At 69.1% G+C, this 25,315-nt stretch carries 12 protein-coding genes and 1 pseudogene; 4 read left to right on the forward strand and 9 right to left on the reverse strand.

Features of this window, described 5'->3' with window-relative positions:
- A partial coding sequence (locus IEZ20_RS31505; protein WP_189305010.1) for a non-reducing end alpha-L-arabinofuranosidase family hydrolase occupies positions 1–880 on the reverse strand: 880 nt, incomplete at its 3' end.
- Between the two features lie 620 nt (positions 881–1,500).
- Between IEZ20_RS31505 and IEZ20_RS31510 the strand changes: the two genes are divergently transcribed.
- The 3 genes from IEZ20_RS31510 to IEZ20_RS31520 all read left to right on the forward strand — a co-directional run bounded on the left by IEZ20_RS31510 (position 1,501) and on the right by IEZ20_RS31520 (position 7,347).
- A complete protein-coding gene (locus IEZ20_RS31510) occupies positions 1,501–2,937 on the forward strand; it encodes an endo-1,4-beta-xylanase (RefSeq protein ID WP_189305012.1) in 1,437 nt (478 codons plus the stop codon).
- Between the two features lie 499 nt (positions 2,938–3,436).
- A complete protein-coding gene (locus IEZ20_RS31515; protein WP_189305014.1) occupies positions 3,437–5,749 on the forward strand; it encodes a beta-L-arabinofuranosidase domain-containing protein in 2,313 nt (770 codons plus the stop codon).
- 185 nt (positions 5,750–5,934) lie between these two features.
- Positions 5,935–7,347 carry a non-reducing end alpha-L-arabinofuranosidase family hydrolase gene (locus tag IEZ20_RS31520; protein WP_189305016.1) on the forward strand — a complete coding sequence of 471 codons (1,413 nt, stop codon included), beginning with the start codon at positions 5,935–5,937 and terminating at the stop codon, positions 7,345–7,347.
- A 331-nt stretch (positions 7,348–7,678) separates the two neighbouring features.
- On the opposite strand, the gene IEZ20_RS31525 is transcribed toward IEZ20_RS31520, so the two are convergent.
- From IEZ20_RS31525 to IEZ20_RS31550, 7 genes and pseudogenes are all read right to left on the reverse strand, one after another.
- Complete coding sequence (locus IEZ20_RS31525) at positions 7,679–8,785, reverse strand: ricin-type beta-trefoil lectin domain protein (protein WP_189305018.1); 1,107 nt, start codon at positions 8,783–8,785, stop codon at positions 7,679–7,681.
- Positions 8,786–8,941: 156 nt separating this feature from the next.
- On the reverse strand, positions 8,942–11,134 hold the full coding sequence (locus IEZ20_RS31530; protein ID WP_189305020.1) for a 1,4-beta-glucanase: 2,193 nt from the start codon (positions 11,132–11,134) through the stop codon (positions 8,942–8,944).
- A gap of 5 nt (positions 11,135–11,139) precedes the next feature.
- Positions 11,140–11,421, reverse strand: a pseudogene (locus IEZ20_RS40045) (Tat pathway signal sequence domain protein); the annotation flags it as partial.
- A 1,178-nt stretch (positions 11,422–12,599) separates the two neighbouring features.
- On the reverse strand, positions 12,600–15,368 hold the full coding sequence (locus IEZ20_RS31535; protein ID WP_189305022.1) for a pPIWI_RE module domain-containing protein: 2,769 nt from the start codon (positions 15,366–15,368) through the stop codon (positions 12,600–12,602).
- Positions 15,369–15,399: 31 nt separating this feature from the next.
- Positions 15,400–18,909 carry a pPIWI_RE_Z domain-containing protein gene (locus IEZ20_RS31540; protein WP_189305024.1) on the reverse strand — a complete coding sequence of 1,170 codons (3,510 nt, stop codon included), beginning with the start codon at positions 18,907–18,909 and terminating at the stop codon, positions 15,400–15,402.
- Positions 18,902–20,047, reverse strand: coding sequence for a pPIWI_RE_Y domain-containing protein (locus IEZ20_RS31545; RefSeq protein ID WP_189305026.1), 1,146 nt, complete (start codon positions 20,045–20,047; stop codon positions 18,902–18,904). The genes IEZ20_RS31540 and IEZ20_RS31545 overlap by 8 nt, the downstream gene beginning before the upstream one ends.
- Positions 20,044–21,606, reverse strand: a complete 1,563-nt coding sequence (locus tag IEZ20_RS31550) for a PD-(D/E)XK nuclease family protein (RefSeq protein ID WP_189305028.1) — start codon at positions 21,604–21,606, stop codon at positions 20,044–20,046. The genes IEZ20_RS31545 and IEZ20_RS31550 overlap by 4 nt, the downstream gene beginning before the upstream one ends.
- Positions 21,607–21,645: 39 nt before the next feature.
- Here IEZ20_RS31550 and IEZ20_RS31555 point away from each other — a divergent pair, with 39 nt between their 5' ends.
- On the forward strand, positions 21,646–22,548 hold the full coding sequence (locus IEZ20_RS31555) for a serine/threonine protein kinase (RefSeq protein ID WP_189305029.1): 903 nt from the start codon (positions 21,646–21,648) through the stop codon (positions 22,546–22,548).
- Positions 22,549–22,578: 30 nt separating this feature from the next.
- Here IEZ20_RS31555 and IEZ20_RS31560 read toward each other — a convergent pair whose 3' ends face one another.
- Positions 22,579–25,284, reverse strand: a complete 2,706-nt coding sequence (locus tag IEZ20_RS31560) for an AfsR/SARP family transcriptional regulator (RefSeq protein WP_189305031.1) — start codon at positions 25,282–25,284, stop codon at positions 22,579–22,581.
- Positions 25,285–25,315: the final 31 nt, after the last annotated feature.

Here is a 25,315-nt window from a genome sequence, read left to right on the forward strand (position 1 = left end):
GCTGCGGAGCGGACCAGCCGTTGGGGTTGGTGGGGTCGCTCGACGTGCGGTAGACGAAGGGCGACGCACCCCACTGGTACGCGAGCACCCAGATGTTCTTGGGCGCGAAGTAGAACAGCGTGGGCGCCACCGCGGCCTGGTTCATGCCGGTCTGGCCGGCCGACGCCATGTCCGACCAGTTCGTGAAGGGCTTGAACATCATCGAGCCGTACGACGAGCCCGACACGTTGGACGCGTAGACCAGGTGCTTGCCGTTGTACGTCACGGTGGTGAAGTCCTTCAGCGAAACCCATCCGTTCGCCGGCTGCGCCAGCGCACCCGTCGACGTCCACCGGTAGGTCGACGGAAGGGCACACGTGCCGTCCGGCGGGGTCGAGGTCCCGGACAGGCCGGTCCACTTCTGGTTGCTGCCGCCGTTGCACGTCCCGATCTGCGCCGCCGTGCCGTTGGACGTGCCGGCGCCCGCGGCCTCCAGGCACAGCCCGGACTCCGCGCCGACGACCGTGCCGTCGGAGTTGACCCGCCACTGCTGGTTCGCGCCGCCGGAACAGGTCCAGATCTGCACCCGCGTTCCGGCCGTGGTGGAGTGGCCCGGAACGTCCAGGCACTTGTTGCCGTACACGGTGAGCTGGCCGCTGTCCGTCAGCGTCCACTGCTGGTTGGTGCCGCCCCAGCAGTCGTACATCTGCAGGAGCGTGCCGTCGGTCTGGGCGGCACCCGGCACATCGAGGCACCGGTTCGAACCGACACCGCGCAAGGCGCCGGTGGAAGCCGCCTGAGCCGGAGTGGCGACGAGCATCGCCGCCAACGCGGACAGGACCGCAACCGCGGCGGCGAGCACCGCAGACAGATGCCTGCGGCCGAAACTTCCTCTGTGCATGGGGGTTTCCTCAACCTTTGAGTGGGCGGTTCCGGTCGGCCTCGTCAGAGGTTGTCCGGACTGTCGGTGCAGTGCGGTGCGCAACGGCCCGTGACCACAGTGGCGGACGCGCAACTCGACGCGTTCGCAATATCGAACAAGGGCCGAGGTGTCGAGCAAGCTGAATGATAGGGAACCGGTGAACGGCGTCAACACCTCTCGCACGCGTCGCCAGTGAGGTCGAAACATTCGAGACCGCCGCGACACAAGCGCGGCAGGCGGCGCTGACCAACAGCCGAGTCGCGGTGCACCGGTCACCGGAATGAAGGCGGACCGACGCAGAAAGCGGGGCAGATTCGCCTCCCGTTCCAGGAATTCGAATGTTTCGAAGATGGAACGGAATGTTTTCTTGTGAGGACTATTGACGATGCCTCGTCAACACCTCAATCATTCCTGCCGGAGCAATCGCCCCCACCAGAGCACCCGCGCCACCCCAGTGTCGATCCGGGGACGTTCACGCCAGCGCACCCTGGCTCTTCCCGGCAACCCAGGCTCCGCCCCGCCCATCTGCCCACCGGTTGCGGATGACGCAACCCCCTGCACGTGAGTCCTTCCGTGATGTCCACCTTGGAGGCACAGCCATGGGCTCGTACGCCCTTGCCAGATCCGTTGTCCACAAGAAAATCCGCGGCCTGTTGCTGGCGCTGTTCGTCGGCGTCCTCGGTGCGGCCGTCGCACTGGTCGCGCCGCCGGCCGCACACGCCGCCGAGAGCACGCTCGGCGCCGCGGCGGCGCAGAGCAACCGCTACTTCGGCACCGCCATCGCCTCCGGCAGGCTGGGTGACTCGGCGTACACCTCGATCGCGAACCGTGAGTTCAACATGGTGACGCCCGAGAACGAGATGAAGATCGACGCCACCGAGCCGCAGCGGGGCCAGTTCAACTTCACCGCCGGCGACCGCGTCTACAACTGGGCCGTGCAGAACGGCAAGAAGGTGCGCGGCCACACCCTGGCCTGGCACTCCCAGCAGCCCGGCTGGATGCAGAGCCTCAGCGGCAGCCAGCTGCGCCAGGCGATGATCGACCACATCAACGGCGTGATGGCCCACTACAAGGGCAAGATCGCCCAGTGGGACGTCGTGAACGAGGCCTTCGCCGACGACGGTTCGGGAGGCCGCCGGGACTCCAACCTCCAGCGCACGGGCAACGACTGGATCGAGGTCGCCTTCCGCACCGCGCGCGCCGCCGACCCCGCGGCCAAGCTCTGCTACAACGACTACAACATCGAGAACTGGACCTGGGCCAAGACCCAGGGCGTGTACAACATGGTCCGCGACTTCAAGCAGCGCGGCGTGCCGATCGACTGCGTCGGGTTCCAGTCGCACTTCAACAGCGGCAGCCCGTACAACAGCAACTTCCGCACCACCCTGCAGAACTTCGCCGCTCTCGGCGTCGACGTGGCCATCACCGAACTCGACATCCAGGGCGCCTCGTCCACGACCTACGCCAACGTCACCAACGACTGCCTGGCCGTCTCGCGCTGCCTCGGCATCACCGTCTGGGGTGTGCGCGACACCGACTCCTGGCGCTCGGGGGACACGCCGCTGCTGTTCAACGGCGACGGCAGCAAGAAGCCTGCCTACACCGCCGTCCTCAACGCGCTCAACGGCGGCTCCACCACCACGCCTCCCCCCACGGGAGGCGGACAGATCAAGGGCGTCGGCTCGGGACGCTGCCTGGACGTGCCGAACGCCAGCACCACCGACGGCACCCAGGTCCAGCTGTGGGACTGCAACAGCGCCACCAACCAGCAGTGGACGTACACCGACGCCGGCGAGCTGAGGGTCTACGGCAACAAGTGCCTGGACGCCGCCGGCACGGGCAACGGCGCCAAGGTCCAGATCTACAGCTGCTGGGGCGCCGACAACCAGAAGTGGCGCCTCAACTCCGACGGATCCATCGTCGGCGTCCAGTCCGGCCTCTGCCTCGACGCCGTCGGAGCCGGCACCGCCAACGGCACCCAGATCCAGCTCTACTCCTGCTCGAACGGCACCAACCAGCACTGGACCCGCACCTGAGGGAGCCTGCCGCGAACGGAAGACCGACCGACGACGACCTGGGCGCGGCTCCCCCCGCCCCACCAGGAAGACGTCGTCGCTGATCCCGGGTCGCCGCCGAGATGGCGGCGACCCACCGGTGCGAGAAACAGTTTCTGAGCGAGTCCTGGAAAGGACCAGGTCAGAGACGCGACGGCCTGCCCCGCTACCTGGACCTGCTCCTCCAGTTGTGGCCGGTGCGGCGCACCCTGGCCCGCCTGGTACTCCCCCATTTGAGGCAACGTCAGGGGCGGCAACCAGACGAAACCCGCAAGTAGCCAAGCCTTCCGTGTCGCGAGACTGGACAGGGGCAACGTCCGTATCCGTTAATCCCTCCCATGTATCACTCGGGAGGGTTGAGCGAACCGAGACCCCAACGGATGAGCACGTGACGCGTCGCACCCGACCGCCCGACCGCCCGACCTGTGAACGAACGCACCGAAGACCAAGCAGTCACCTTCCCCCCACCGAAGGGTGCGAGATGTCTTCCTCCGTCAGCAGACGGCGTCTCCTGCAACTAGCCGGGGCCACGGCCGTCGCCTCTGCCACCGGTTCCTTCATCGGCGCATCGCCTGCCCGAGCGGCCGTCCCTCCCGCGAGGGCCGACATCGGGGTGTCCGCGCATCCCTTCGCGCTCGGCCAGGTCCGGCTCACCGCGAGCCGCTGGCTGGACAACCAGGACCGTACGCGGAACTACCTGCGGTTCGTCGATGTCGACCGGCTGCTGTACAACTTCCGCGCCAACCACCGCCTGGCCACCAACGGTGCGACGGCGAACGGTGGATGGGACGCGCCGACGTTCCCCTTCCGCACCCACGTCCAAGGGCACTTCCTCACGGCGTGGGCACAGCTCTACGCGGTCACCGGGGACACCGTCTGCCGGGACAAGGCGACCCACATGGTTGCGGAGTTGGCGAAATGCCAGGCCAACAACAGTGCCGCCGGTTTCGGCGCCGGGTATCTCTCCGGCTACCCCGAGTCCGACTTCACCGCTCTCGAGCAGGGGACCCTGAGCAACGGCAACGTGCCGTACTACACCATCCACAAGACCTTGGCCGGCCTGCTGGACGTGTGGCGTCACATCGGCAGCACACAAGCCCGTGACGTCCTGCTCGCCTTGGCAGGGTGGGTCGACCGGCGCACCGGCCGGCTGAGCGGCCAGCAGATGCAGGCCATGCTGCAGACGGAGTTCGGCGGCATGAACACCGTGCTGACCGATCTCTACCAGCAGACAGGCGACACGCGGTGGCTCACCGCCGCCCAACGGTTCGATCACGCCGCGGTGTTCGACCCCCTGGCGGCCAACCAGGACCAGCTCAGCGGACTGCACGCCAACACGCAGGTACCCAAGTGGATCGGGGCCGCCCGCGAGTTCAAGGCCACCGGCACGACCCGGTACCGGGACATCGCCACCCATGCCTGGAACTTCTGTGTCAACAACCACACTTACGCCATCGGCGGCAACAGCCAGGCGGAGCACTTCCGTGCCCCTGACGCCATCGCCGGCTACCTGAGCAAGGACACGTGCGAAAGCTGCAACACCTTCAACATGCTCACCCTCACCCGGGAACTGTTCGCGCTGGACCCGGATCGGGCCGCCTTGTTCGACTACTACGAGCAGGCGTGGCTGAACCAGATGATCGGCCAGCAGAACCCGGCAGACGACCACGGCCATGTCACCTACTTCACCCCGCTCAACCCTGGAGGCCGACGCGGCGTGGGTCCGGCGTGGGGCGGCGGCACGTGGAGCACCGATTACGGCACCTTCTGGTGCTGCCAGGGCACAGGCCTGGAGATGCACACCCGGCTGATGGACTCCCTCTACTACCGCAGTGACACCACGCTGATCGTGAACATGTTCGTGCCCTCGGTGCTCGACTGGTCGGAGCGCGGAATCACCGTCACCCAGACGACGACCTATCCCGTGAGCGACACCACGACCCTGCGGGTGACCGGTGACGTCGGCGGAACCTGGGCGATGCGCATACGCATCCCGAGTTGGACCTCCGGGGCCACCGTCAGTGTCAACGGCGCGGCGCAGAACATCACCACCACGCCCGGCAGCTACGCCACCTTGACCCGCTCCTGGACCTCCGGCGACACGGTCACCGTCCGCCTGCCCATGCGGGTCGTCATGCGGGCGGCCAACGACGACGCGAACGTCGCCGCGATCACCTACGGCCCCGTGGTCCTGTCCGGCGACTACGGCGACTCCGTGCTCGACTCCCTGCCGGCGCTGGACACTTCCTCGATCAGACGGACCGGCAGCACGTCGCTCGCCTTCACCGCCACCGCCAACGGATCCACCGTCGACCTGGGCCCGTTCCACGACGCGCACGGCCACAACTACACCGTCTACTGGAACACCGGCGGTACCGGCACCGTCCGTCTCGCCAACGTGAGCAGCGGACTCGTGCTGGGCATCCAGAACATGTCCACAGCTGACGGCGGCCGCGCTCTTCAGTGGAACGACTCGGGCACCGCCGACCACGACTGGCACATGATCCCCGACGGAGACGGCTTCCGCTTCCGCAACGCTCACAGCGGCAAGGTGCTCGGCGTCCAGGACATGTCCACGACAGATGGCGCGACCGTCCTGCAGTGGGCGGACAATGGCACCGCCGACCACCGCTGGACGCTGCTCGACCAGGGAGACGGGACCCACAAGATCCGCAACGTGCACAGCGGCAAGTTGCTCGCCATCGCCAACAGCTCCACCGCTGTCGGCGCGTTCGCGGTACAGGACTCGGACGACGGCACCGCCGACAACCGCTGGCGCCTCGTGCGGAACTGACGCCCCCCGGAAGCGAATTGTGATCACTCTCTCCCCTACCTTGCGCGCGACACTTCGACCATTGTTCGAAATAACGAACATTGTCGTTCGATGGCAAGCGCCAAGGTCGGGTCGTAGCGCATCAACAGTCCGGACAGCCTCTGACGGGGCCGACCGGAACCGCTCACTCAAGGAATGAGACCCCCATGCGCAGACGTGGTTTCAGCCCCAGGCATCTGTCCGTGGTGCTCGCGGCCCTGGTCGCTTCGGCGGCGACACTCGTCGCCAACCCGGCTCAGGCGGCCACCAGCGGCGCGTTGCGCGGCGCCGGTTCCGGCCGGTGTCTCGATGTGCCGAACGCCGGCCAGACGGACGGCACGAACCTGCAGATCTGGGACTGCACGGGCGGGACCAACCAGCAGTGGACGCTGACGGACGACAACCAGCTGACCGTGTACGGCAACAAGTGCCTGGATGTGCCCGGCCACGCCACCACGGCTGGTACGCGGGTGCAGATCTGGGCCTGCCACGGCGGTGCGAACCAACAGTGGCGGGTGAACTCCGACGGCACGATCGTCGCAGTGGAGTCCGGGCTCTGCCTGGACGTCAGCGGCGGCGCTACGGGCAACGGCACGGCGGTGCAGCTCTGGGACTGCAACGGCGGCAGCAACCAGAAGTGGACGGGACCGTCCGTGCCGCCGGGCGATACGTGTGCTCTTCCGTCGGCGTACCGGTGGTCGTCGACCGGCCCGTTGGCGCAGCCGTCGAACGGCTGGGTCGCGCTGAAGGACTTCACCACTGTGCCGTACAACGGCAAACAGCTGGTCTACGCGACCACCTCTGACGGATCGTCGTGGGGCACGATGGCGTTCCGCCCCTTCACGAATTGGTCGGACATGGCAACGGCCACCCAGACCGGGATGAGCCAGGGCCTGGCGGTGGCGCCCAAACTGTTCTACTTCGCGCCCAAGAACATCTGGGTGCTGACATCCAACGGGTGGGGTACCGCCTGGCCCTTCACCTACCGCACGTCCAGCGACCCCACCGACCCCAACGGCTGGTCCGCCCCGCAGCCGCTGTTCACCGGCAGCCTCCCCGAAAGCGGCCCGATCGACCCGACCATGATCGCCGACAGCCAGAACATGTACATGTTCTTCGCCGATGACAACGGCAAGGTCTACAAGTCGACCATGCCGATCGGGAACTTCCCGGGCAGCTTCGGCTCGTCGTACACCACGGTCATGAGCGACACGAAGGAAAGGCTGTTCGAGGCGCCGGAGGTCTACAAGGTCAAGGGCCAGAACCAGTACCTCATGATCGTCGAGGCGATGGGTGCGAACGGCCGCTATTTCCGCTCGTTCACCGCCTCCGGCCTGAACGGTCCGTGGACACCGCAGGCCGGCAGCGAGAGCAGCCCCTTCGCCGGCAAGGCCAACAGCGGTGCCACCTGGACCAACGACATCAGCCACGGTGACCTGGTCCGCACCAACCCCGACCAGACCATGACCGTCGACCCCTGCAACCTGCAGTTCCTCTACCAGGGCAGGAGCCCCGCATCGGACGGCACCGACTACCTGAAACTGCCGTACCGGCCGGGTCTCCTCACCCTGCGACGCTGACCCGCGCGCACATGGTCACACACCCCTGACCGCCGACCAGGCCCGCAAAGCGGCCACCGCTGCGCGGGCCGGGAAGGCCCCCCCATGGTTCCCCCGCACAGACGACTGCTGCGGCTCCTCGCGGCCACCGCGCTGACCCCGCCGCTCGGCCGGAACAGCTGGAACAGCTGGAACAGCTGGAACAGCTGGAACAGCTAAACGCGACGGGGAAGTGGCGGAATGTGAGGGGCGACGGCGCTCGTGGGCCGGATGACCGCTGCTCCGCAGCGGTGCCCGCTACCGATTTCTTCCGGGATCCGCCCCCGGAGAGGGTGCGGATCCCGGAGCGGGGTCATCCGGCGGTCAGAGTGGTCCACTTCTGGTTGGCGCCGCCGTTGCAGTCCCACAGGTGGAGCTGCGTGGCGTCGGCCGTGGAGGAGCCCGGAACGTCGAGGCAGCGGCCCGAAGCGGGGTTGCGGTAGCCGCCGTTGTAGGGCTGCCAGACCTGGTTGGCGCCGCCGTGACAGGACCAGAGCTGCACCTTGGTTCCGTTCGCGGTGCCCCAGCCGGCGGCGTCGAGGCACTTGCCCATGGAGCGCAGCGTGCCGTCGGTGTAGGCGGACCACAACTGGTTGGCACCGCCGCCACAGCTCCACGTCTGGACGGCGGTCCCGTCGGCTGTGGCGGCGCCTTTGACGTCCATGCACTTGCCGGCGATGCCGGACTGTACGCGTGCGGGGGCGGGGGCGGGGTTCTTCAGCCATCCGGCGCTGTCCGCGGCCCGGATGCCGCGGTGGAAGGCGTCGGCCATCTTCTGGTAGCCCGAGTCGTTGGGGTGCAGGGGGTCGGCCAGGTCGGCCGTGGTCAGGCTGCTCATGTCGACGTGGGCGACGTGTTTGCCCGCCGCTTGTGCCTCGCTGACGATGTCGCGGGTGGCCTGGTTGTACTCCCCCCGGAACCGCTCCTCCGAGCTGCTGGTGGACACGACCAGGGAGGCGACGAGGACGGTTGCGTCGGGGACGTCGGCGGTGATCTGGTTGACCAGCGACTTCAGCCGGGCGATGGCGGTGTCGACCTCGGAGGCCCCTTGGAGGTCGTTGGTGCCGATGTGCAGCGTGACGACATTGGGCCGGTAGCGGGTGAGCGAGGCGTCGGCGAGTGCGGCGATCTGGTCGATGCGGTACCCCGAGTGGCCCTCGTTGTCGGGATCGGACATCGAACCGGCCCGCCCGGTGCCTACGAAGTCCAGCGGGTGGCCGTCCGAAGCGAGTCCGTCCCACAACGGCGCCCGGTAGCCGTTGCCCGTACTGCTTCCCACACCCCAGGTTATCGAGTCGCCCAACGGCATGACCCGCAAAGGCGTGTCGGAGGCGGCGGAGGCAGGGGTCACACCTGCCGCTGTCAGCCCGAGCACGGCGGAGACAAGCGTGACCAGGGGCAGGATCCGAGACTTTTTCATGAAGTTCCTTCTCTTCTGCGAGTGACTGCTGTCCAGCGGGGCTTATCGCCGCCCGGCGGGCCGTTGCTGCTGAGGAAGGCGATTTCCCACCGGGTGGCCGGGTGCGGCCGTCAGGCGCCGTGGACGGTGAGGACGACGCCGATGCGCTGTCGCGCGTCAGGCGGGCTCCCCGTACTGCACGCCGCGTCCGTTGGTGGCGACGTAGACCCGCCCGTAGACGCGGGGATCGCCGGTGACGGCGGCTCCGGTCCAGCCCCACTGGTGACGGTCGTCGTTGATCCGTGTCCAGGTCTTCGCCTCGTCGTCGGAGCGGTAGACGGCGGTGATGGTGTCCGTGGCGCCGACCATGTAGAGCGCCGGGTAGGAAGCGCCCCTGGCGGCCTTGCCGAAGCCCAGGGTGTGTGAGGCGTGGCAGCTGCTGACCTTGGTGAAGGTCGCGCCGCCGTCGGTCGAACGGTAGAGCCCGTTGCCCTTGAGGCTGAGCCACAGGTCGCCGGTGCGGCCGGGTGCCGCGACCAGCTGGAACTCGGTGTCGCCCGAGCTGAGGCCGGTGGCCCGCGCGGTGAAGGTCTGGCCGCTGTCGGTGCTGGCGAAGAGTGTGCCGGTGGTGGTGTCGAAGGCGTAGCAGCGGGTGGGGTCGAGGGGGTCGGCGACGGGTGCCGCTCCCTTGGGGAAGGTGGGGATCTCCGTCCAGGTGGCGCCGTTGTCGATCGAGCGGTGGGCGGGGTTGGCGGTGCCGAAGGACCACAGCAGCACGCTGGCGTCGGCGTTGGTGGCGATCGGGCCGGGTGCGCTCCCGGCGGGGTCCGGCTGGGTCCTGAAGGGGGTCCAGGTCTCGCCGCCGTCGTTGGAGAAGGCGCCGTTGCCGTGGTCGCCCCAGCCGGCCCGGACCACGTAGGAGGGTTCGGCGGTGGCGAGGGACAGGCCGGTGCTGGTGCCGAAGACGGGGTTGGACGCCATGCCGCGTGAGGGTGAGGCCGTGAGCCGTTGGTGGTACATCACGCCGATGTCGCCGGAGCCGCTGAGCAGGTGGGCGCGTCCGGTGGGGGGCGAGATCAGCTGGCGTACGGACGCCTCTTCCACACCGCGGATCTGGGGGGCGAAGTGCTTCAGGTCGCGGGTGCCGTAGAGGGTGGCGCCGGTGCCGTAGACGACGTGCCGGGAGTCGAACGGGTCCAGTCCGACGGCCTGGATCCACCAGCCGAACTTCGGCTTGTCGGCACCCCACTTGAGGTAAGGCGTCTCAGACACGTCGAGGACGGCCCCGTCCTTCAGGGACGTCCAGGTGCGGCCGCCGTCGGTGGTCCGGTACAAGGTGTCCACCAGCGACCAGCGGTTGTTGGTGGAGACGACGAGCGTGCCCGGGTGGCGGGCGTCGACGGCGACACCGCCGTAGCCGAAAGAGTCGGCTGAGCCGTCGGCCGTCGTGCCCCCCGGCTTCACCGGGGTGACCTCGGTCCACTTCCCGCTCGTCGTGCGCAGCTTGTGCACACTGCCGTCGGACTGCCCGTTCGGGCCCGGAGCGTTGGCGTACGTCACGTACAGCTCGCGCGTGTGCCGGTCGTAGGCGGCCCGGATCGGGACCTTGGCGGCGGTGCCGGTCGGCTGTCCCGGGACGGCCTCCCAGGTGGCGCCGTCGGACGTGCGGTAGAGGTTCGCGGAGGTGCCGTCGGAGTCGCCCCAGCCGGCGTAGACGCTGCGGCCCACGGCGACCAGGAGCGTGACGCCCTGGCCGGTGACGCTCGGGGCGGCCGGGAAGTTCACGGCCTGCCAGGTGGCGCCCCGGTCGGTGGACTTGAGCAGCCCGTCGTGCCGGGTGCCCAGCCACAGGGTGTCGCTGTCGCGCGGATCGACCAGGAGGCGCTCACCGCAGCCCCGGCCGTCCTCGTTGGCCCCGAGCTTCACGCTGAGATCGGTGCGCTTCCAGGTCGCCCCTCGGTCATCCGAGCGCAGCACGGCCCCGTTTCCGGCCCAGGACTGCGTGTACGCGCCCAGGGACAGATACACGCGGTTCGGATGCGCCGGGTCGACGGCCATGGCCTCCACGCCCAGCAGGTTCCAGTCGTCCCAGCCCAGGTGGTCGGTCAACGGGATCCAACGGTCGTCCTGGTCGTCCCACCGGTAGGCGCCGCCGATGTCGGTCCGCAGGTAGGCCAGCCCGCGCACGGAGGGATGGAACAGCACCCCGGTGATGAACCCGGTACCGCCCTGGACCACGTTGCGCCAACGGTATCCGCTCTTCGCGGGGGTGGCGGCGGCTTGCGCACGTCCTTGGCCGAGCGGCAGGGAGGCGGCTGCGACAGCGGTCCCGGCGAGTACAGCTCTTCTGCTGATGTGGAGCGTGCGCATGACATACCTCTTCCTTGTGCGAAGGAGACGGAAGGAGCGACGCCCCTGAGGGGCGCGGGGACCTTGCCGGTGCAGTCGGCCGCCGAGCCGTTCTCCAACGGAAGGTCCGGCTGTGCCGCAATGCGCGTCGGGAGCAGCTTGTCGGCGGCCTTGCCCTAGGTGGTGGACCTGCCCCGGGCGGTGAGCAGCGGCATCCCACCGGTCACCGCTGCGGTGGCGAACGCCGTGGAGGCGAGGAAGCCTCTCCGGCTTGGTCCGCAGCAGGTGGAGGCGGCATTCGGCGTCATCGCGTCAACCCTTCATGGCGCACCAGGACACCCGGCGGAGGGCCGTCGGCTGCGGTGTCGTGACTGGAATTGGCTGAGCTGAGAGCAGGCATCCCATTACTGCGACGTGTTGCACAGTCGAAGCGCTTCGATGTTGCTGCGAGGTTAAGTGAAGGCATGAGAGCACACAAGGGCCGCTTCCAAGATCACTTCAGGAGTCAACAGAGGGGTCAGCGCGCTCTGTTCAACCGGCGAGGCCGACTTCTTGGCACTGCCCTGGAGCTCTGACGAGCATCGAAGCGCTTCACTGTCCTTTCCGGTCCTCCTCAGGGCCGGAGTGCCGGGTTCGGCGCTGTGGACGGTGAGGGAGCGACCCTGCTCACCGATCAGGTTCGACAACCCACGGTCGTAGGGGCTTTCGGTGACCTCACCCCCCCCGACTCCGTCGCGGGCCACGCGTTCCCATTCGGGGTACATCCGTTGGCGCGGGGGTCGAGGAAGACGAACCGGCAGGTGTTGGCCGGCTCCTGCTCGACCTCTGCAGGCCCTCGATGATGCGGAGCACGCTCGGCCGCGCGGTGGCCCTCTTTGGACGGCGCCGAACCCGGGCCGGGGTGGCGCTCGTCGCACGGGCCGGGGACACCATCGGCAGAACAGCCCGTACGGACGCCGCCCCTGCGGTGACGCCTCAGCAGAACGAGCGTCGTCTGAGCGTCAGGACGGCTGTCGCCGTCCGGGCCGAAGTACGTAAGGACGATCGCGTCGCTTCGACAGCCACCGCAGGAACGCCAGGCCGGACAGCCTTCGCGAGCCAAAAAGGTGCTCCACACCGTGCGCTCGGGGAAACAGGTCGAGTCCACCCGGCCGCACCTGAGGTGCCCATGAAAACCGCAGGTCAGAGCCCCTTTGCCGCAGGCTCCAGAATCGCCACGCACTCCACGTGATGCGTCATCGGAAGCATGTCACCCGGGTGAACTCAGAGAAAACCGCAGGTCAGGTCAGTCCCTCGTCTCCATCTTGGGGCCACCAGGTGCGAAGAGCATCAAACGAGCGTCACCGCGGACGCCCAGTGATCCCAGCAAGGAGTGCACCAGACGCCGTCCCCGTGGTCAGGTTCAGGCTTCGGCGCTCACACGAAGGAAGCATTGATCCTTATCAGCGTCATTCGTTTGGGACGCCCCATTCAGGCGGCACCTCGCTCAGGAAGCGGATGACGTACTCCCCGCTGACTTCGTTCCGGCCACCGGAAGCACGTACTCACCGGCGAGACGCGCCCAGTGCAGCGGGAGAGGCCGGGCGAGCGGCGGGTAGTCGTCGTGGTAACGCAGCTGGTGCGTTAGCGTCGCCCACTCCGCCGGCCGGTCGGGCGGGTCACCCGCACGCCCCGAGTCCGTCAGCGCCTTCTCCGACAGACAGCCGAGCACGGTGATCTCCAGTTGCCCGGGGTTCCACGCGGTCTTCCCAGGCGCTGTCCGGCCCTGTGCCGTGGGCACCAGCTTCATGAGCCCCTTCGGCAGTTTCGCCACCGTGTGCGGCTTCGAGGCCGTACTGGCGAAGACACGGCCCTCCGTATCCGCCGTCCCCCACACACCCTCGGCGAAGCCGACCCCGCCCTCGGTGTCGTGGGCGTACCACTCCGCCACTTCACCCCGGGCGTTGGCGTCCCGTACGAGCAGCACCCGCAGGTCGTGGCCGTAGAGCGTGTGCCGCTGGGCGGGTTCGGCCCCGAAACCAAGCGTGTCGCGGTCCAGTGAACCGTTGCGCAGGCCAGGCCAGCACTGGCGCAGATTGCCAGCGTCCGCCAGCAGCAGCGTCGGGCGGTCGCGGAGCTGGAAGAGCAGTGCCCGGATCTGCCGCTCGGTCTCCCGCTGCCTGTCCTGCTCCACGCCCGGGCGGGCAGCGGGCCGGGATCCTCCCGGGGCTGCCGAGTCATCGACGAGCTTCCCCGTGCCGGTCTCCGTCCCGCCGCTCGCCGCCGGTTCCCGTGCCTGGGAGAGCAGCAGCAACAGCTTCGGATACGGCACCCACTCGGCTCGTTCTGCGTCCCACCCCTCGATGACGCCCGGTCCGTCCCCGGGACGCACCCGCACCGCCACCAGCCGGTGGACGGGGCATCGCGTGGGCCCCTTCCTGGTGTGGCGTACGAGCCAGAGCGCCACGTACTGAAGGTCGCCCGGAATGCCGGCTCCCACCCGATGGGCGGGCGGGCTGATCGCGCCCAGCTGCCGGAAGGCGTCCAGCCAGGTCCACCTGGCCCGGTGTTCCAGAGCGCTGTCGGTGTCGTCGGGCGAGTTCACGAACTGGGTCAGCCGTCCCTGCCGTGCCCAGGCGATGCGCAGCGCGTGCTTGGGGTCGGAGTCCGGGACGGCGGCGAAGCGCTCCTTGCCGGCGATCTCCGTGATCACGACTCCGGCCCCGCCGAGGAGCGGGTCCGCCCGGTCCGCCACGAGCCCGCAGCGCCCTTCGATGGCCTCGGCCAGCCGGACGGCCCCGAGGCGCCCGCGGGCTCGGGTGGTCGGCAGGGGGTCGGCCAAGGGTCCCGCGGGCCGGGCCTGGACGCGGATGTCGACCCCCTCGCACTGCCACTGCCAGGTCTCTCCGTCGGCCGACGGCACTTGCTGCCCGGCGGGAAGACCAATGAGCTTGGGCAACTCGGCGAGCAGCGCCGCACGGGTTTCCGGGGACTGCCAGAAGACGTCGATCTCCAGGGGGCGGCCGTTCAGTGCGCGTGTCAGCGCCGCCCGCCGTTGCAGAGCCAGCTGGGCGTCGCGGACGCCCGGGACGCGTCCGGCACCGGAACGGGGCAGCAGGGAGGGTGTGTTGCTCCTGGAGACGCGCGTGAGGTCGGGGACCCGGGTCAGCAGGGGGCGCAGCCCTTCCTCGACCCAGGCGTCCAGATCCGCCCGCTCCCGTGGCATCAGCCCGGGTCCGACCTCGTGCGGGCCGATCGACGGGTGGTAGACGATGCCGGCGGCCACGTCCCCGGAACCGTTGATCCAGCGTTCGGGGTCGGAGAAGAGCGCTTCGGGCCGGGGATAGTTGCGCACGATGTCCAGCTCGGGCACGAGCGGTGCGGGGCTGTGCCGGCGCCAGGCCAGTTCCTTCGATCGCCGGTCGTAACCCAGCGTGTTCACCATCAGCCGGTGGCCCCGGTCCGGCCCTTCCGGCCACGGCAGTGGAGCGTCGAGCAGGACGGTCGTGCCGCCGAGCTGGTGGGGGCGTACATCCAGTCGGGTGGCCCACCGGCGTACCTGGGTGGACACATGGACGCGGAACCGCGGGGCGAACGGCACGGTGTGGACGGTGATGGTGAGGCAGGCCGAGTAGTACCAGGTCTGCCGTCGGCGCTCGTATCGCTGAGGCGGCCAGGAGACAAGTCGCGCGCCGTCACCCGAGCTCTCGACGCGGAAGTGGAGTGTGGTGCCGCCCGTGCGGAACGTCCGGGCGGCCAGCCGGAAGGCGATCCACTCGGGCAGCAGGCTGTAGAGCCGCGCGGCGGGTTCGGCGGTTCCGCCCGCCGAGAGCACGCTCTCGGCGAGGTCGACCGGTTCCGTCTCCCACTGGGGCAGACGTACCGTCTCGGCCGGGTCACCGGAGCGGAGCCTCTCCTCGAGATCGGCGCCCTCCGAGTCGTCGTCCTCCCGGTGCATTCCCGCCGCCCACGCTCCTACCACCGGGGCCAGCACGTCCGGCGGGACGGCTTCCCGCGCGTAGAGCCACGGCAGACGGCCATCCGTCCCGGCGTTGCGGCCAGTCGCGATGACGCCTGGCGCCATCGCCTGGAGCAGGGAGTTGAGCCTGCGCACGGGGAGCCGGTGGGGGTGGACGGAGTTCTTGTCCGCCTCGGCATGCATCCCGGTGAGCTCGGCGTGCAGGTCCTCGCCGAGCCGCAGCACTTTCATCTCCTCCCGCCAGGGTCCGTGGAGCGGGTCGGGTTCGTAGGCCGCGACGCGAATGTGGTGGTACACGGAATTACCTCCTGGGACAGGGGTTCGGCGCTTACGGGTGGGCAGGTACGGCGGCGAGCAGGCGGGTGAGCATGCTGCGCAGTGGCGCGTACAGGGCGCGGACGATGAACTGCTCCTCCGCGGTCGTCGTGCCGCCGTCGAAATACGGGTCCAGGACGGCGAGGACACTGTGCAGCAGACTGGATTCGGGGGTGTCGGGCCGCGCCGGTACGGCGCCGCGATTGGGGGCGAAGGCGGCATCGACGAAGACCACCCGGGCCGGTACGCCACCGCGTACCAGTCGCCCGATCACCTGCCACAACAGGACCAGCATGTCCCAGGTGACCTGTTCCCGTACATCGTCGTCGAGACGGCTCCACGCCATCGAACGGGCGAGTACCTGGTACCAGTACGAACGGGCGAGGCGGCGGAACTCCTCCGCTCCTTCCTCGACGGTGGGTTTTCCCTGTACCAGGGTGGCGAAGTCACCGCCGGTGACCGCGCGGACGACCCAGTCGTTGACGGCATTGACGGCCAGGTGGAGGTCCTCTGGGTGCGGATGGGGCCGTGCCAGGAAGTAGACCGTGCCGATGGCCGCCTCGTCGTCCTCGTTGAGGATGTTGTGGCCGCGTTCCAGCGCGAGCAGGGGTGCCACCAGGATGTCCGCCTCGAGGTCCTTCAGGTGCTCGACGTCGCCCCGGCGCAGTGATCGGGCGTGGTAGGCGGACGGCGCCTCGTCCTCCGCGGTGATCTCCTCGTCGTCCGACACCAGGCACAGCACCTTGTTGCGCCAGCGGACGTTGAGGTTGTGCAGTGTGTCGGCCACCACACGTGCCTCGGCATAGCTGCCGACCAGCAGAAGGATCTGGTCGCGCCCTGGAGGAAGAGAGAGCAACTCCTGCTGGAGCGGACCACCTTCAGTAACCTCGTACTCGTCTCCGCCCTCACCTAGATGGCACGCGATGCGGCGCAACTTCTCCGGGCGGTCGTCCGGATGGGTTCCCGACATGCGCAGTTTCTCGTCGCCGTCGTCGATGAACTCGAAGCGCATGGAGCTCTCGTTGGCGATGCGTTCGGTCACCTCGAGCGGCGGTTCGATGACCACACCGACCGGGACGCAGACGTGGTAGCGGCTGGACGCGCCCGCCCAGCTGCTGCCCGACATGAGCAGCAAGTGGGCACCGGGCCTGCCGTCGACGGAGGTGAGATCGGGGATGGCACGCAGCAGCTCACGTCCGACGCCGCTGCACCGGAAGAAGGTCAGTTCGCCACTGCGGACTCCGCCCTTGTCCTCACCCGGGACCCGGAACTGGAAGCCGAGCACATTGCCCATCGGGGCCTCGGGCACCATCGGGCCGTAGTCGAGCGGCCGGCGGTACATCGTGTTGAAGCCCAGGCTGAGGGCGGCCTCGACGCGGGGCCACATGGCGTTGATCATGGCGAGCCGTGGTTCCAGGGCGCTGAGCAACAGTGTGAACTCGAAGCGCTCCGCGAGTTGCTTCCGCCATTCCTCGGGAGTCTGGGGCGGAGGCTTGGGCTTCCTGCGGCGTCCGCGCTTCTTCGCCTGTTCCTCCTCCTCACGCCGCCACTCGTCGTACGCCTCTTGGTACTTCCGCTGCCGGGCAGCCATGTACTTCGAGTCGATGGCGAAAACCTCGTCCATGACCTCGCTGAGGCGGCGCCGGGTGTTCTCCGGGTTGCCGGTGTGGAGCAGCTCGTTGAGGAGGGCGGTCAGCCGGCTGAAGTCCTCCTCCGTCCTACGGTGACGATCACCGAACGGGTTGTCCCGGAACGCGTCGAGCAGTTTCCCGAGAGCCTCGCGGGGGGCGTGATGAGGGTGGTCCCAACCGCTGTCGTCGGGGAGTTCGTAGCGTTCGTCGAGGAGCCCCAGCTGGAGCGTCCAGGCGCTGAAGTAGCCCGTCCGCACCCATTTGCGCAGCTCGTACCCGGCGACGAGCATCGCGTACAGCCGGTCGGTGGCCGCGCCTGCGGTGTTGAGGGCGGCGGCGAAGGTCTCGACGTCCCGTTGGGAGAGCTGGGTGCGTCCGCCGGCCGCGAGTTCCCGGATCTTGTGCCGGCTCAGCTGGTCGATGAGGCCCTTGTCCTCGTCGCTGGCAAGGACCACGGCGGGTGCGAAAGTCCGGTCGAGCTGCATCTGGACACGGTCGGCCTCGTCGATGATCACGAGGTCACTACGGCGGCAGGCGAGTTCGAGGAAGCGGATGCGCTCGCCGTTCTGAGGGCGGGGCGGCGAGGCGTCGATCAGCCCGGCCGGGGTGGCCACCCAGATCGAGGCGTCGACCAGCGTGCGGGCTCCGTGGTGACGGGGGCAGGCGGACCAGTACGGGCAGTTCGTCGCCCTCTTCTGCCACTCGGAGTGCCGTCCGTCGCTCGGGTCACGGCGCAGGGCCGACGGGGGTCGGAGCCGGGAGCAGGGTGCCTCGCCGTAGGCGAGTGGTTCGGTCGTCGATGTGGCGCCCTGCCGTCTGACGTTGAGCAGGCAGGACGTGCCGAGGTAGGCGAAGGCGGGGTCGTCGTGGGCGAGCAGTCGGTGCTCGCCCCGGCCCGCCAGCCGGCGGTGCAGCCGCTGGGCGTGCCGCTCGCGGCCGGAGGAGCCGAGCACGGGTGCGGCGGCGCCGTCGGTATAGAGGTCGTAGAGCCGGACGAGCTTCAGCACCTCCGCGACATCGGTGACGACGACGGTGGTGCGCTTACCCAGCTTGGCGAGATGGACGGCGATGATGTCGCGCAGTGTGCTCTTGCCGGCGCCGACGATGCCGAGCAGGTGCTGGATGCCGTCGACCGTGAAGGTGAAGTCCTCGTCCTTCCTCGTCTTGTGGAAGGTTCCGTTCTCCTTGGTGGACAGGTCGAACGACCGTAACCGCTCCAGCCACCGCGGCGCCCGTTCCTCGCCGAAGCGGGTGTGCTGTGCGTCCATTTCCGCCGCCGTGCGCTCCAGCCCCTCCCTGGTGAAGACAAGGGGCTCGCCGCCGCCGGCCGGTTCCAGGTCCATGTCGTGGGCGACTAGGGGGGTGCGGGGGACCGGCGGCAGGTCGACGACGGCCATGGTGCGACTGACGGGGAAGGCGTGCGGGCCCTGACCCGCGACCGGCAGCCGCTTGCCCGCCAGCGGCGGTGCGGCACGCAGCAGTTGTTCGTAGACGGAGAAGCGGTCGCCGGCGACGGAGAGGTCGCGGCGGGCAGCAGGTGTCTCGGCGTCCGGTACGTCGTAGGCGCGCACTCTGGGGTCGAACCTCTGGTAGGTGTCCAGCGCATCGAGCCAGGTACGGCTCCGGCGCAGCGTCCACAGCGAGTACCGGGCGATACGGAGGGTCTTCGCCGCGTCGGATGGCAGCGGTGCCCGGTGCGCCTCGACGAACCCGTACCCGCTGAACAGCACCCAGGCGCTGCCCGCGGGGCTGCCCGGCATCATCTTCTGCTGGAGGTACAGGCCGAGTTCGACCTGGCAGAGGGCTTCCAGCGCGGGCTGGGGCACGGAGGACCCCAGAAATGCTTTGAGCGCGTTGAACACGCCGGTCAAGGGCGGGGTGAGGCTACGCATCGTCCTTCTCCTCTCGCCGGGCCTGTCCCAGGTCGGGCACGAGGTCCATGGGGGTGGTAAGCACCAGCCGGTCCCGCAGGAGCGCGGGAAGGGCGTCGGTGAAGGCCTGCCGGTAGCCGTCCCGTCCGGCGAGCGCGTCGGGGACCACGACGAGGGTGCGGTCCGCGAGGGGTGTGTTGTCGGTGAGATGGGCTGCGAGGAGCGCCGGCTGCAGGCGGTCGTACACCTGGATGTCCACGATGCGGGGGCCGGTGTCCCAGAGCCGGTAGGCGGGCAGAAGACCGGGCAGGGTCTCGTACGCGACTTCGGCGCGCTCCAGTGCCTCCCGGGCGGCTTCGTCGGTGCGGTGCGGCAGTACGAGGTACCACCGCAGCGAGCGCTGCAGGATCCACGCCTGGTCCGGCTCACGGATGAGCCGCGGAGGGGCGTCGCGCGGGCAGTCCTCCCCCTCGCACCAGACTTCCGCGCCGGTGCCGGACGGTCCGGGTACGGGCACGGCACTGTCCCGGGGCAGGGCGGGGAGCCTGCACGAGGGGCAGTACAGGAAGTCTCCGTCGACGAGCAGGAACTCGGGCAACGGACCGTAGAGGTTCTTGACCCGGCTCCAGACCGCCCTGTTCCAACCCGGCGCGAAGCGGTCCTGCTGTTGGACGACCGGGTGACGCGCCAGGAACGCCCGGCACTGCCGGTAGCGCTCTTCCGTTCCACTCCGCGCGTGCAGGTCCCCGAGGAGCGCGCGGGCGTGTGCCGCCACGCCTCCACCCGGTCCGTGCGAGGCCACCTCGAGACACGACCGGGTCGGCATCCGGCCGACCCGGTGCACCAGCGTGGTGCCCGGCGAGACCAGGGAGGAGGGGACCGCGAAGAGTGAGTCGTCGGACGGCCTGGTCCGGCACCACTCCCACAGCTCCGGAAGACTCCTCGGCGGCGACTCCCCCGCTTCGAGGCAGCGCATCACCGTGTGATCCAGCGCCCGCTGGGCGAGGCCGGGATAGGGCAGGGTGAAGGAGCGGAGCCCTTGGACCTCGGAGAGAGCCGCCACCATGCGGGCGAGTTCGCCGAAGAGGTCGCTGCCCACGCCCTCGGGTGCCTCGCCGGCGTCCGGCTGATCGGCCCGGCCGGCCGACCCCGCCCTCATGCCGCGGCCTCGCTGACGGACGACGCCGTGCACCAGCGGGCCACTTCGCACCGCTCACAGGAGCGTCCGGGCCGGGCCGCGTACTGGTCGTCACTGTGCCAGTCGGCCACCATCGCCCGCAGTACCTTCTCGGCGGTGACCCGATTGGCCGGGGCGAAGGGATCGATGATCTCCAGGTCGGCGCCGCCGGGGCGCAGCACCTCTAGCTCGACCCGGGCGCGAAACGGTTCGCCGCCCAGGTCACCGCGGGCGATCAGCACGACGGCCAGGGCCAACTGCGGATAACGCTCCAGCAGGGGGCGGTCGGACCGCCGGTCGGTGACGGAGGTCTTAGTCTCGCGCCACACCCATGACCCGGCATCCCGGTAAAGCAGGTCGGGCGCGGCCAGGACCACCACGTCGGCGGTGGTGTCGTGCCGCACCACCCGGGGCTCGGTCCGCACATCCGCGCCGTCCCCGACGTACCGCAGCGGGCAGACCGCGGCGTGCCGCCGCAAGAGCAGGGCACCGAGTGCGCGTTCGTCTGAGGGCAGGTCGAATCCTTGCGGGACCCACTCCTCGGGGACCTCAACCGTGCAGGGCCGAGGCGATCCGTGGGCGTGCCGTTCGGCGAGGTAGGCATGCAAGGCCCGGCCGCGCTCGGCCGTCACCTCGCGTTCGACGGAGTCCGCCGTGGGCAGGTGCAGCCGGCGCATGTGGTCGCGCGCCGGGCAGGCTCGGTAGGCCCGCCCGCTGGTGACCGACCAGGTGCGGCGGGGTCGGTCGTGCGCCTCGATGCCCAGCAGTCCGGGCGCTGTGCGCAGGGCCGGGCACACCGACAGGTAGGGGCACCCGCCACAGGCGGATCCCGGGCGGTATTCCCGTCCGTCCAGTACGCCGGCCAAGGCGGCGGGGCCGTGTTCGCGGTACCGGGCGCGCGCCTCTTCCCGGCTTCCCGCGAAGAGTTCCCGCGTACGGCCGTCGAAGAGCGCGAACTCCACGATCCGTACGTGCTCCGGCGGCGGTCCGGGGGCACCCTCGGCCAGCACCAGGGCGACGGCCGCGGTGAAGCCGTCGGGCGGCCAGTCCCGCAGGCGGTGCACGGGCAGACGAAGCTCGCGGTAGGCACCGTCCGGGGAAGCCAGGCAGCGGCCCCACGCGGTGAGGCGGTACTCCTGGGCGTCGCGCGGGTCGGGACCGGACGGCCGGTAGCGGTACGTCCACGGCTCGGGCACCTCGTGCAGGGGACGTTCCGGGTCGAGAGGGAAGGCCGACTCGTACATCTGCACGCCGTGCTCCGACCAGGTCCGCAGACCGTCGTGCAGGGGCCCGGTACGTGTCCGAGGCGGGCTGCCGGCAGGCCCCGAACGGATGTCGCAGGCAGCCATGAAGGGGCCCAGAGCGAAGTGCTCCAGCCTCTCACGGCGGCGCGGTACGGGGTCGGTGGTGTGGTAGCCGCGGGTCTTGAGAGCGTCAGCGGCGGGACATCGGAACTCTCCCCCCTTGAACATTCCGGCGGATACCGTGATGACTTCGGAGGTGCGGGTCACCCCGTCCGGGGGCAGCCATGGCTGTGACATTTCGTGCTCCATTTCCGTACGGAGGAAAGGTGGATGGCCGTGAGGGAGATCGAGGAGATCGGCGATGTGGAGAGGCGCTACGAAGTGCTGGACATAGTCGGCGACGGCGGCCAAGGCGACCTTTTCCTCGGGCGTGACCGCAACAGCGGGCAGAAGGTGGCGTTGAAGCTTCAGAAGGCCCGGGACCTCGGACCCGAGAGCGATTTCCGCTGGGCCGGCGATGAACTCCTCAAAGAGGGGTCACGCATGATGATGCTGACGGGAATCCAGGAGATTCCCGAAGTCATCGCCACGGGGACACACCGGCGACGCCGGTGCCTGGTCATGGAATTTGCCGAAGGGCACCAACTGCAGAAGGTCCTGTCGGCGGCCCTGCCCGTTAAGGATCCTGGGACCGTTGCGGCCGTCATCGGCCAACTGTGCGAAATTCTGGCAGAAGTCCACGACCGGAATCTGGTGCACTGCGATCTCAAGCCCGAGAACGTCATCGTGCAGCCGGACGGCCGTCTCCGGCTCATCGACATGGGCCACGCGGTCTTGGCGGATCAGGAGACGGAATACGCACGCGGCACGCGCGGCTGGGCCTCCCCCGAGCAGTCCGACGCGTGCCCGTCAGGTCTGACGCGGCAAGCGGACATCTTCGCACTTGGCTGCATCCTGCTGGAGATGACCGTGATGCGCCTGCCCTACGGCGGACAGGACGAGCGGGCGGAAGAGGGCACCCCGGTGCTGCCGGCCGACCGGCTCGCCAAACTACCCCCGGAGTTCGCCTCCCTGGCGCTGTGGATGGTCCGGTGGAAGGCCGCGGAGCGCCCCGCGGATGTCCGTGAAGTGTTCGATCGGCTCCGCTGCTACCTACCCCAGCTCGGCTCGCGACGGCCATCGAAGCCCCTGCGCCCGGACCCGACCGAGTACTACCGCACGCATCCGCCCCGGCTTTGACGGTGAGCCGACGGCCGCCGACCGGGCGGGTCACCTCAGCCCTTCCAGCCGCTCCCGAACCTCCCGCACCCCTTCACCGTCCATCAGCTCACGCAGCACGATGACTCTCTCCAGCTCCCGCACCGCCGCGTCGGTGTCGCCGGCGGACACCAGGACATCAGCGAAGAGCATCCGTACCTTGTCCTCGTTGGGCCAGTTCTCCTGTTCGCGGTAGATGTCGGAAGCCTGCCGGCACAGGGTGATGGCCTCGTCCCGTTCGGAACGGGCCAGGTGCACCTTGGCCAGGGTGAACAGCACATCGGCCAGGCCGCTGCGCTCCGTCGTGCGCTCCACCACGCCCAGAGCGTCGGCGCACCGACGGAGCGCCCGCTCGTGCTCGCCCCGGTCGAGGTGGATCGCGCCGAGGACGTTCAGAACAGCCGCTTCCCCGACCCGGTCGGACACCTCCCGACACAACTCCAGTGCACGGCGGAGCACTTCCTCCGCTCCCGTCAGGTCGTCCTGCTTGCGCAGGGTGAGCCCGAGCCGGTGCAGCGTACGGGCCAGACTCAGCCGGCCTTCCGTGCTGCGGTCCTCCTCGCTGAGCCGGACGGCCCTGCGCAGGGCGCCCACCGCCAAGTCGTACTCAGCGAGCCGCCAGTGGGTCCCTGCCAGCGACCGGTGGACCATGGCGCGATCGACCGGACCGGCGACGGTTTCCGCCGCCTCGACGGCGTGCCGGAGGTTCTGCCGCGCATCATCGAGCAGGCGGCGGCGCCACTGGTAGATGACCAGGGCCATCGGAAGCAGCCATACGTACCGGTCGATACGCCGATTGATCGCCAAGTGAATGCCTCGCTGGACGGTGGCGTACTCCTCGTCCAGAAACGCCATCGCCTCCGTGAGGTCCGCGGGGTCGGTGACCCTGACCGCTCCGGGCTCGCCGGTGGGCAGGGTGCGTTCGCGGTCGAGCACCCGGTCGCAGGCGCGGACGTTGTGCAGCTGGTGTTCCAGCACCTGTCGTACGGTCGCCCGCTCGATCTCCGAGTTCTCTCCGTCCGGCACCGGCCGCACGTGCCGAAGGGCGAAGGCCCGCACGAGGTCGTGCAGCCCGTATCGGTCGCCGTGATGTTCCACCAGGTTCGCCGCCACGAGGTCCACCAGGGCCCGGTCGGTACGCGTCCCTTCGTCCACTGCCCGTCCCAGATCCATCACCGCCTCCCAGGAAGCGCTGGGCCCGGGGTGGACGGCGAGCTGCCACAGCAGCAGCCGGGCTTCCTCATTCAGCACGCGCACGGAGCAGTTGAGCGCGGCGCGGACCGACAGTTCGTGCTCGGGCAGGTCCAGAGTGTCCAGCTTCGCCCGCTCCAGCTCCTTCTCCATCTCCCGCACCAGGGCAGGGAGGGTGTGCAGCGGACGCGCACCGCCCTCCAAGAGCCGGGCCACCACCACGAGGGCCAACGGCAGCCGACCGCAGAGGTGGACCAGCTTGCTGAAGGGCACGGCGTGCTTAGCCCGGTCCTCGGCCGACACTTTTTCCTGAAGTACCTCCAGGGCGTCCGCCTCGTGCAGCGGCTCCATCTTGCGGAACAGCACCTTTCTCTCGGACTGCAGCCGCAAGAGGTCGTTACGACTGGTGACGATCACGGCGCAGGTACCGTCTCCGGGAAGCAGCGGCAGCACCTGCTGGGCGCTGAGCGCGTCGTCGAGGACGATGAGCACCGACCGGTGGGCCAGCGCCGACCGCAGCGCGTTGCTCTTGCTCTCCGTTCCGGTCACCGTGGTGTAGGGCGGCAGCGCGGCCAGAAAGCCGTCCAGGATCTCGTCCGGTTCGGCGGGCCGCACGTCTCCGTCGGCGAATCCGTTCAGTTCGCCGCGCAGCACCCCGCCGGGAAACCGCTCCCGCAGCCGGCCGGCGAGGTTCTCGGCCACCGTGGTCTTCCCGACGCCCGCCATGCCGCTGATCAGGACCAGCGCCAGATTGCCGGCGTCCTGTTCCTCGCACACGGCCTCGAAGAGGTCACCGATCAGCTCGTCCTGCCCGATCGGCTTGCGGCTGCCGCCGGGCAACTGGTCGGGAACGGGGGGCAGGAGCGCCCCGCCCGGCCGGCGGCCCTCTCCCCGGAGCTGGTCGATGGCGCTCTGTACATCGACGTCCGCTCTTCCGTTGCGCTTCTCCCACTTCTTGATGAGCCGCTCACGTTGGGACTCCGGCAGGTCTGCGTGGGCGAGCAGGTAGAACCGGAAGATCTGGGGCAATTCCGGCGCGCGCTCGAACCATTTCTCCGTCTCCTCGCGCAGCCATTTGACCTCCCTGGACTTGTAGGCTGCGTCCAGCCGCGCGTACACGGCGGCCATCAACTCGGCCCGTAGCTCCTCCCGACGCAAGTGGAAGCCGGTCTCGGACAGTCCGTGCAGCGGTTCGTCCTCGCCGTCCCACTCCTCCAAGGCCGCGCCGAGCAGCTCGAACTGCGCTTTGCAGGTCTGTCCCTCAGCCTGCTTCACCTTTTCGCGAAAACGGAGCAGGTCGACGTCTCCCACCGGCACGCGGAGCGTGCAGTAACCCGACTTGCCGCTATGGGGCACGGACTCCTGGCCCAGCCGCTTCCGCAGGTCGGCGACGACGCGGTTAACCAGATCGCCGACGTCCTCGACGCCCTCCCAGAGGACTTCGGCTATGTCCTTCCTCTTACATCGGCAGTCTGGCGAGGTCACCAGGAGCGCGAACAGGGCCGCCGCCTTTGACCCTTCGACCACCCTCCTGCCGCCGCCCCCTTCGGCTCGCACC

Origin of the sequence: Streptomyces cinerochromogenes, from assembly GCF_014648635.1 — a bacterium.
Classification (GTDB): Bacteria; Actinomycetota; Actinomycetes; order Streptomycetales; family Streptomycetaceae; genus Streptomyces; species Streptomyces cinerochromogenes.

Bases quoted from the DNA above. Each gene is read 5' to 3' on its own strand.
- IEZ20_RS31540 (WP_189305024.1), bottom strand. From the start codon at position 18,909: ATGCGTAGCCTCACCCCGCCCTTGACCGGCGTGTTCAACGCGCTCAAA.
- IEZ20_RS31525 (WP_189305018.1), bottom strand. From the start codon at position 8,785: ATGAAAAAGTCTCGGATCCTGCCCCTGGTCACGCTTGTCTCCGCCGTG.
- IEZ20_RS31530 (WP_189305020.1), bottom strand. From the start codon at position 11,134: ATGCGCACGCTCCACATCAGCAGAAGAGCTGTACTCGCCGGGACCGCT.
- IEZ20_RS31515 (WP_189305014.1), top strand. From the start codon at position 3,437: ATGTCTTCCTCCGTCAGCAGACGGCGTCTCCTGCAACTAGCCGGGGCC.
- IEZ20_RS31545 (WP_189305026.1), bottom strand. From the start codon at position 20,047: ATGAGGGCGGGGTCGGCCGGCCGGGCCGATCAGCCGGACGCCGGCGAG.
- IEZ20_RS31510 (WP_189305012.1), top strand. From the start codon at position 1,501: ATGGGCTCGTACGCCCTTGCCAGATCCGTTGTCCACAAGAAAATCCGC.
- IEZ20_RS31550 (WP_189305028.1), bottom strand. From the start codon at position 21,606: ATGTCACAGCCATGGCTGCCCCCGGACGGGGTGACCCGCACCTCCGAA.
- IEZ20_RS31520 (WP_189305016.1), top strand. From the start codon at position 5,935: ATGCGCAGACGTGGTTTCAGCCCCAGGCATCTGTCCGTGGTGCTCGCG.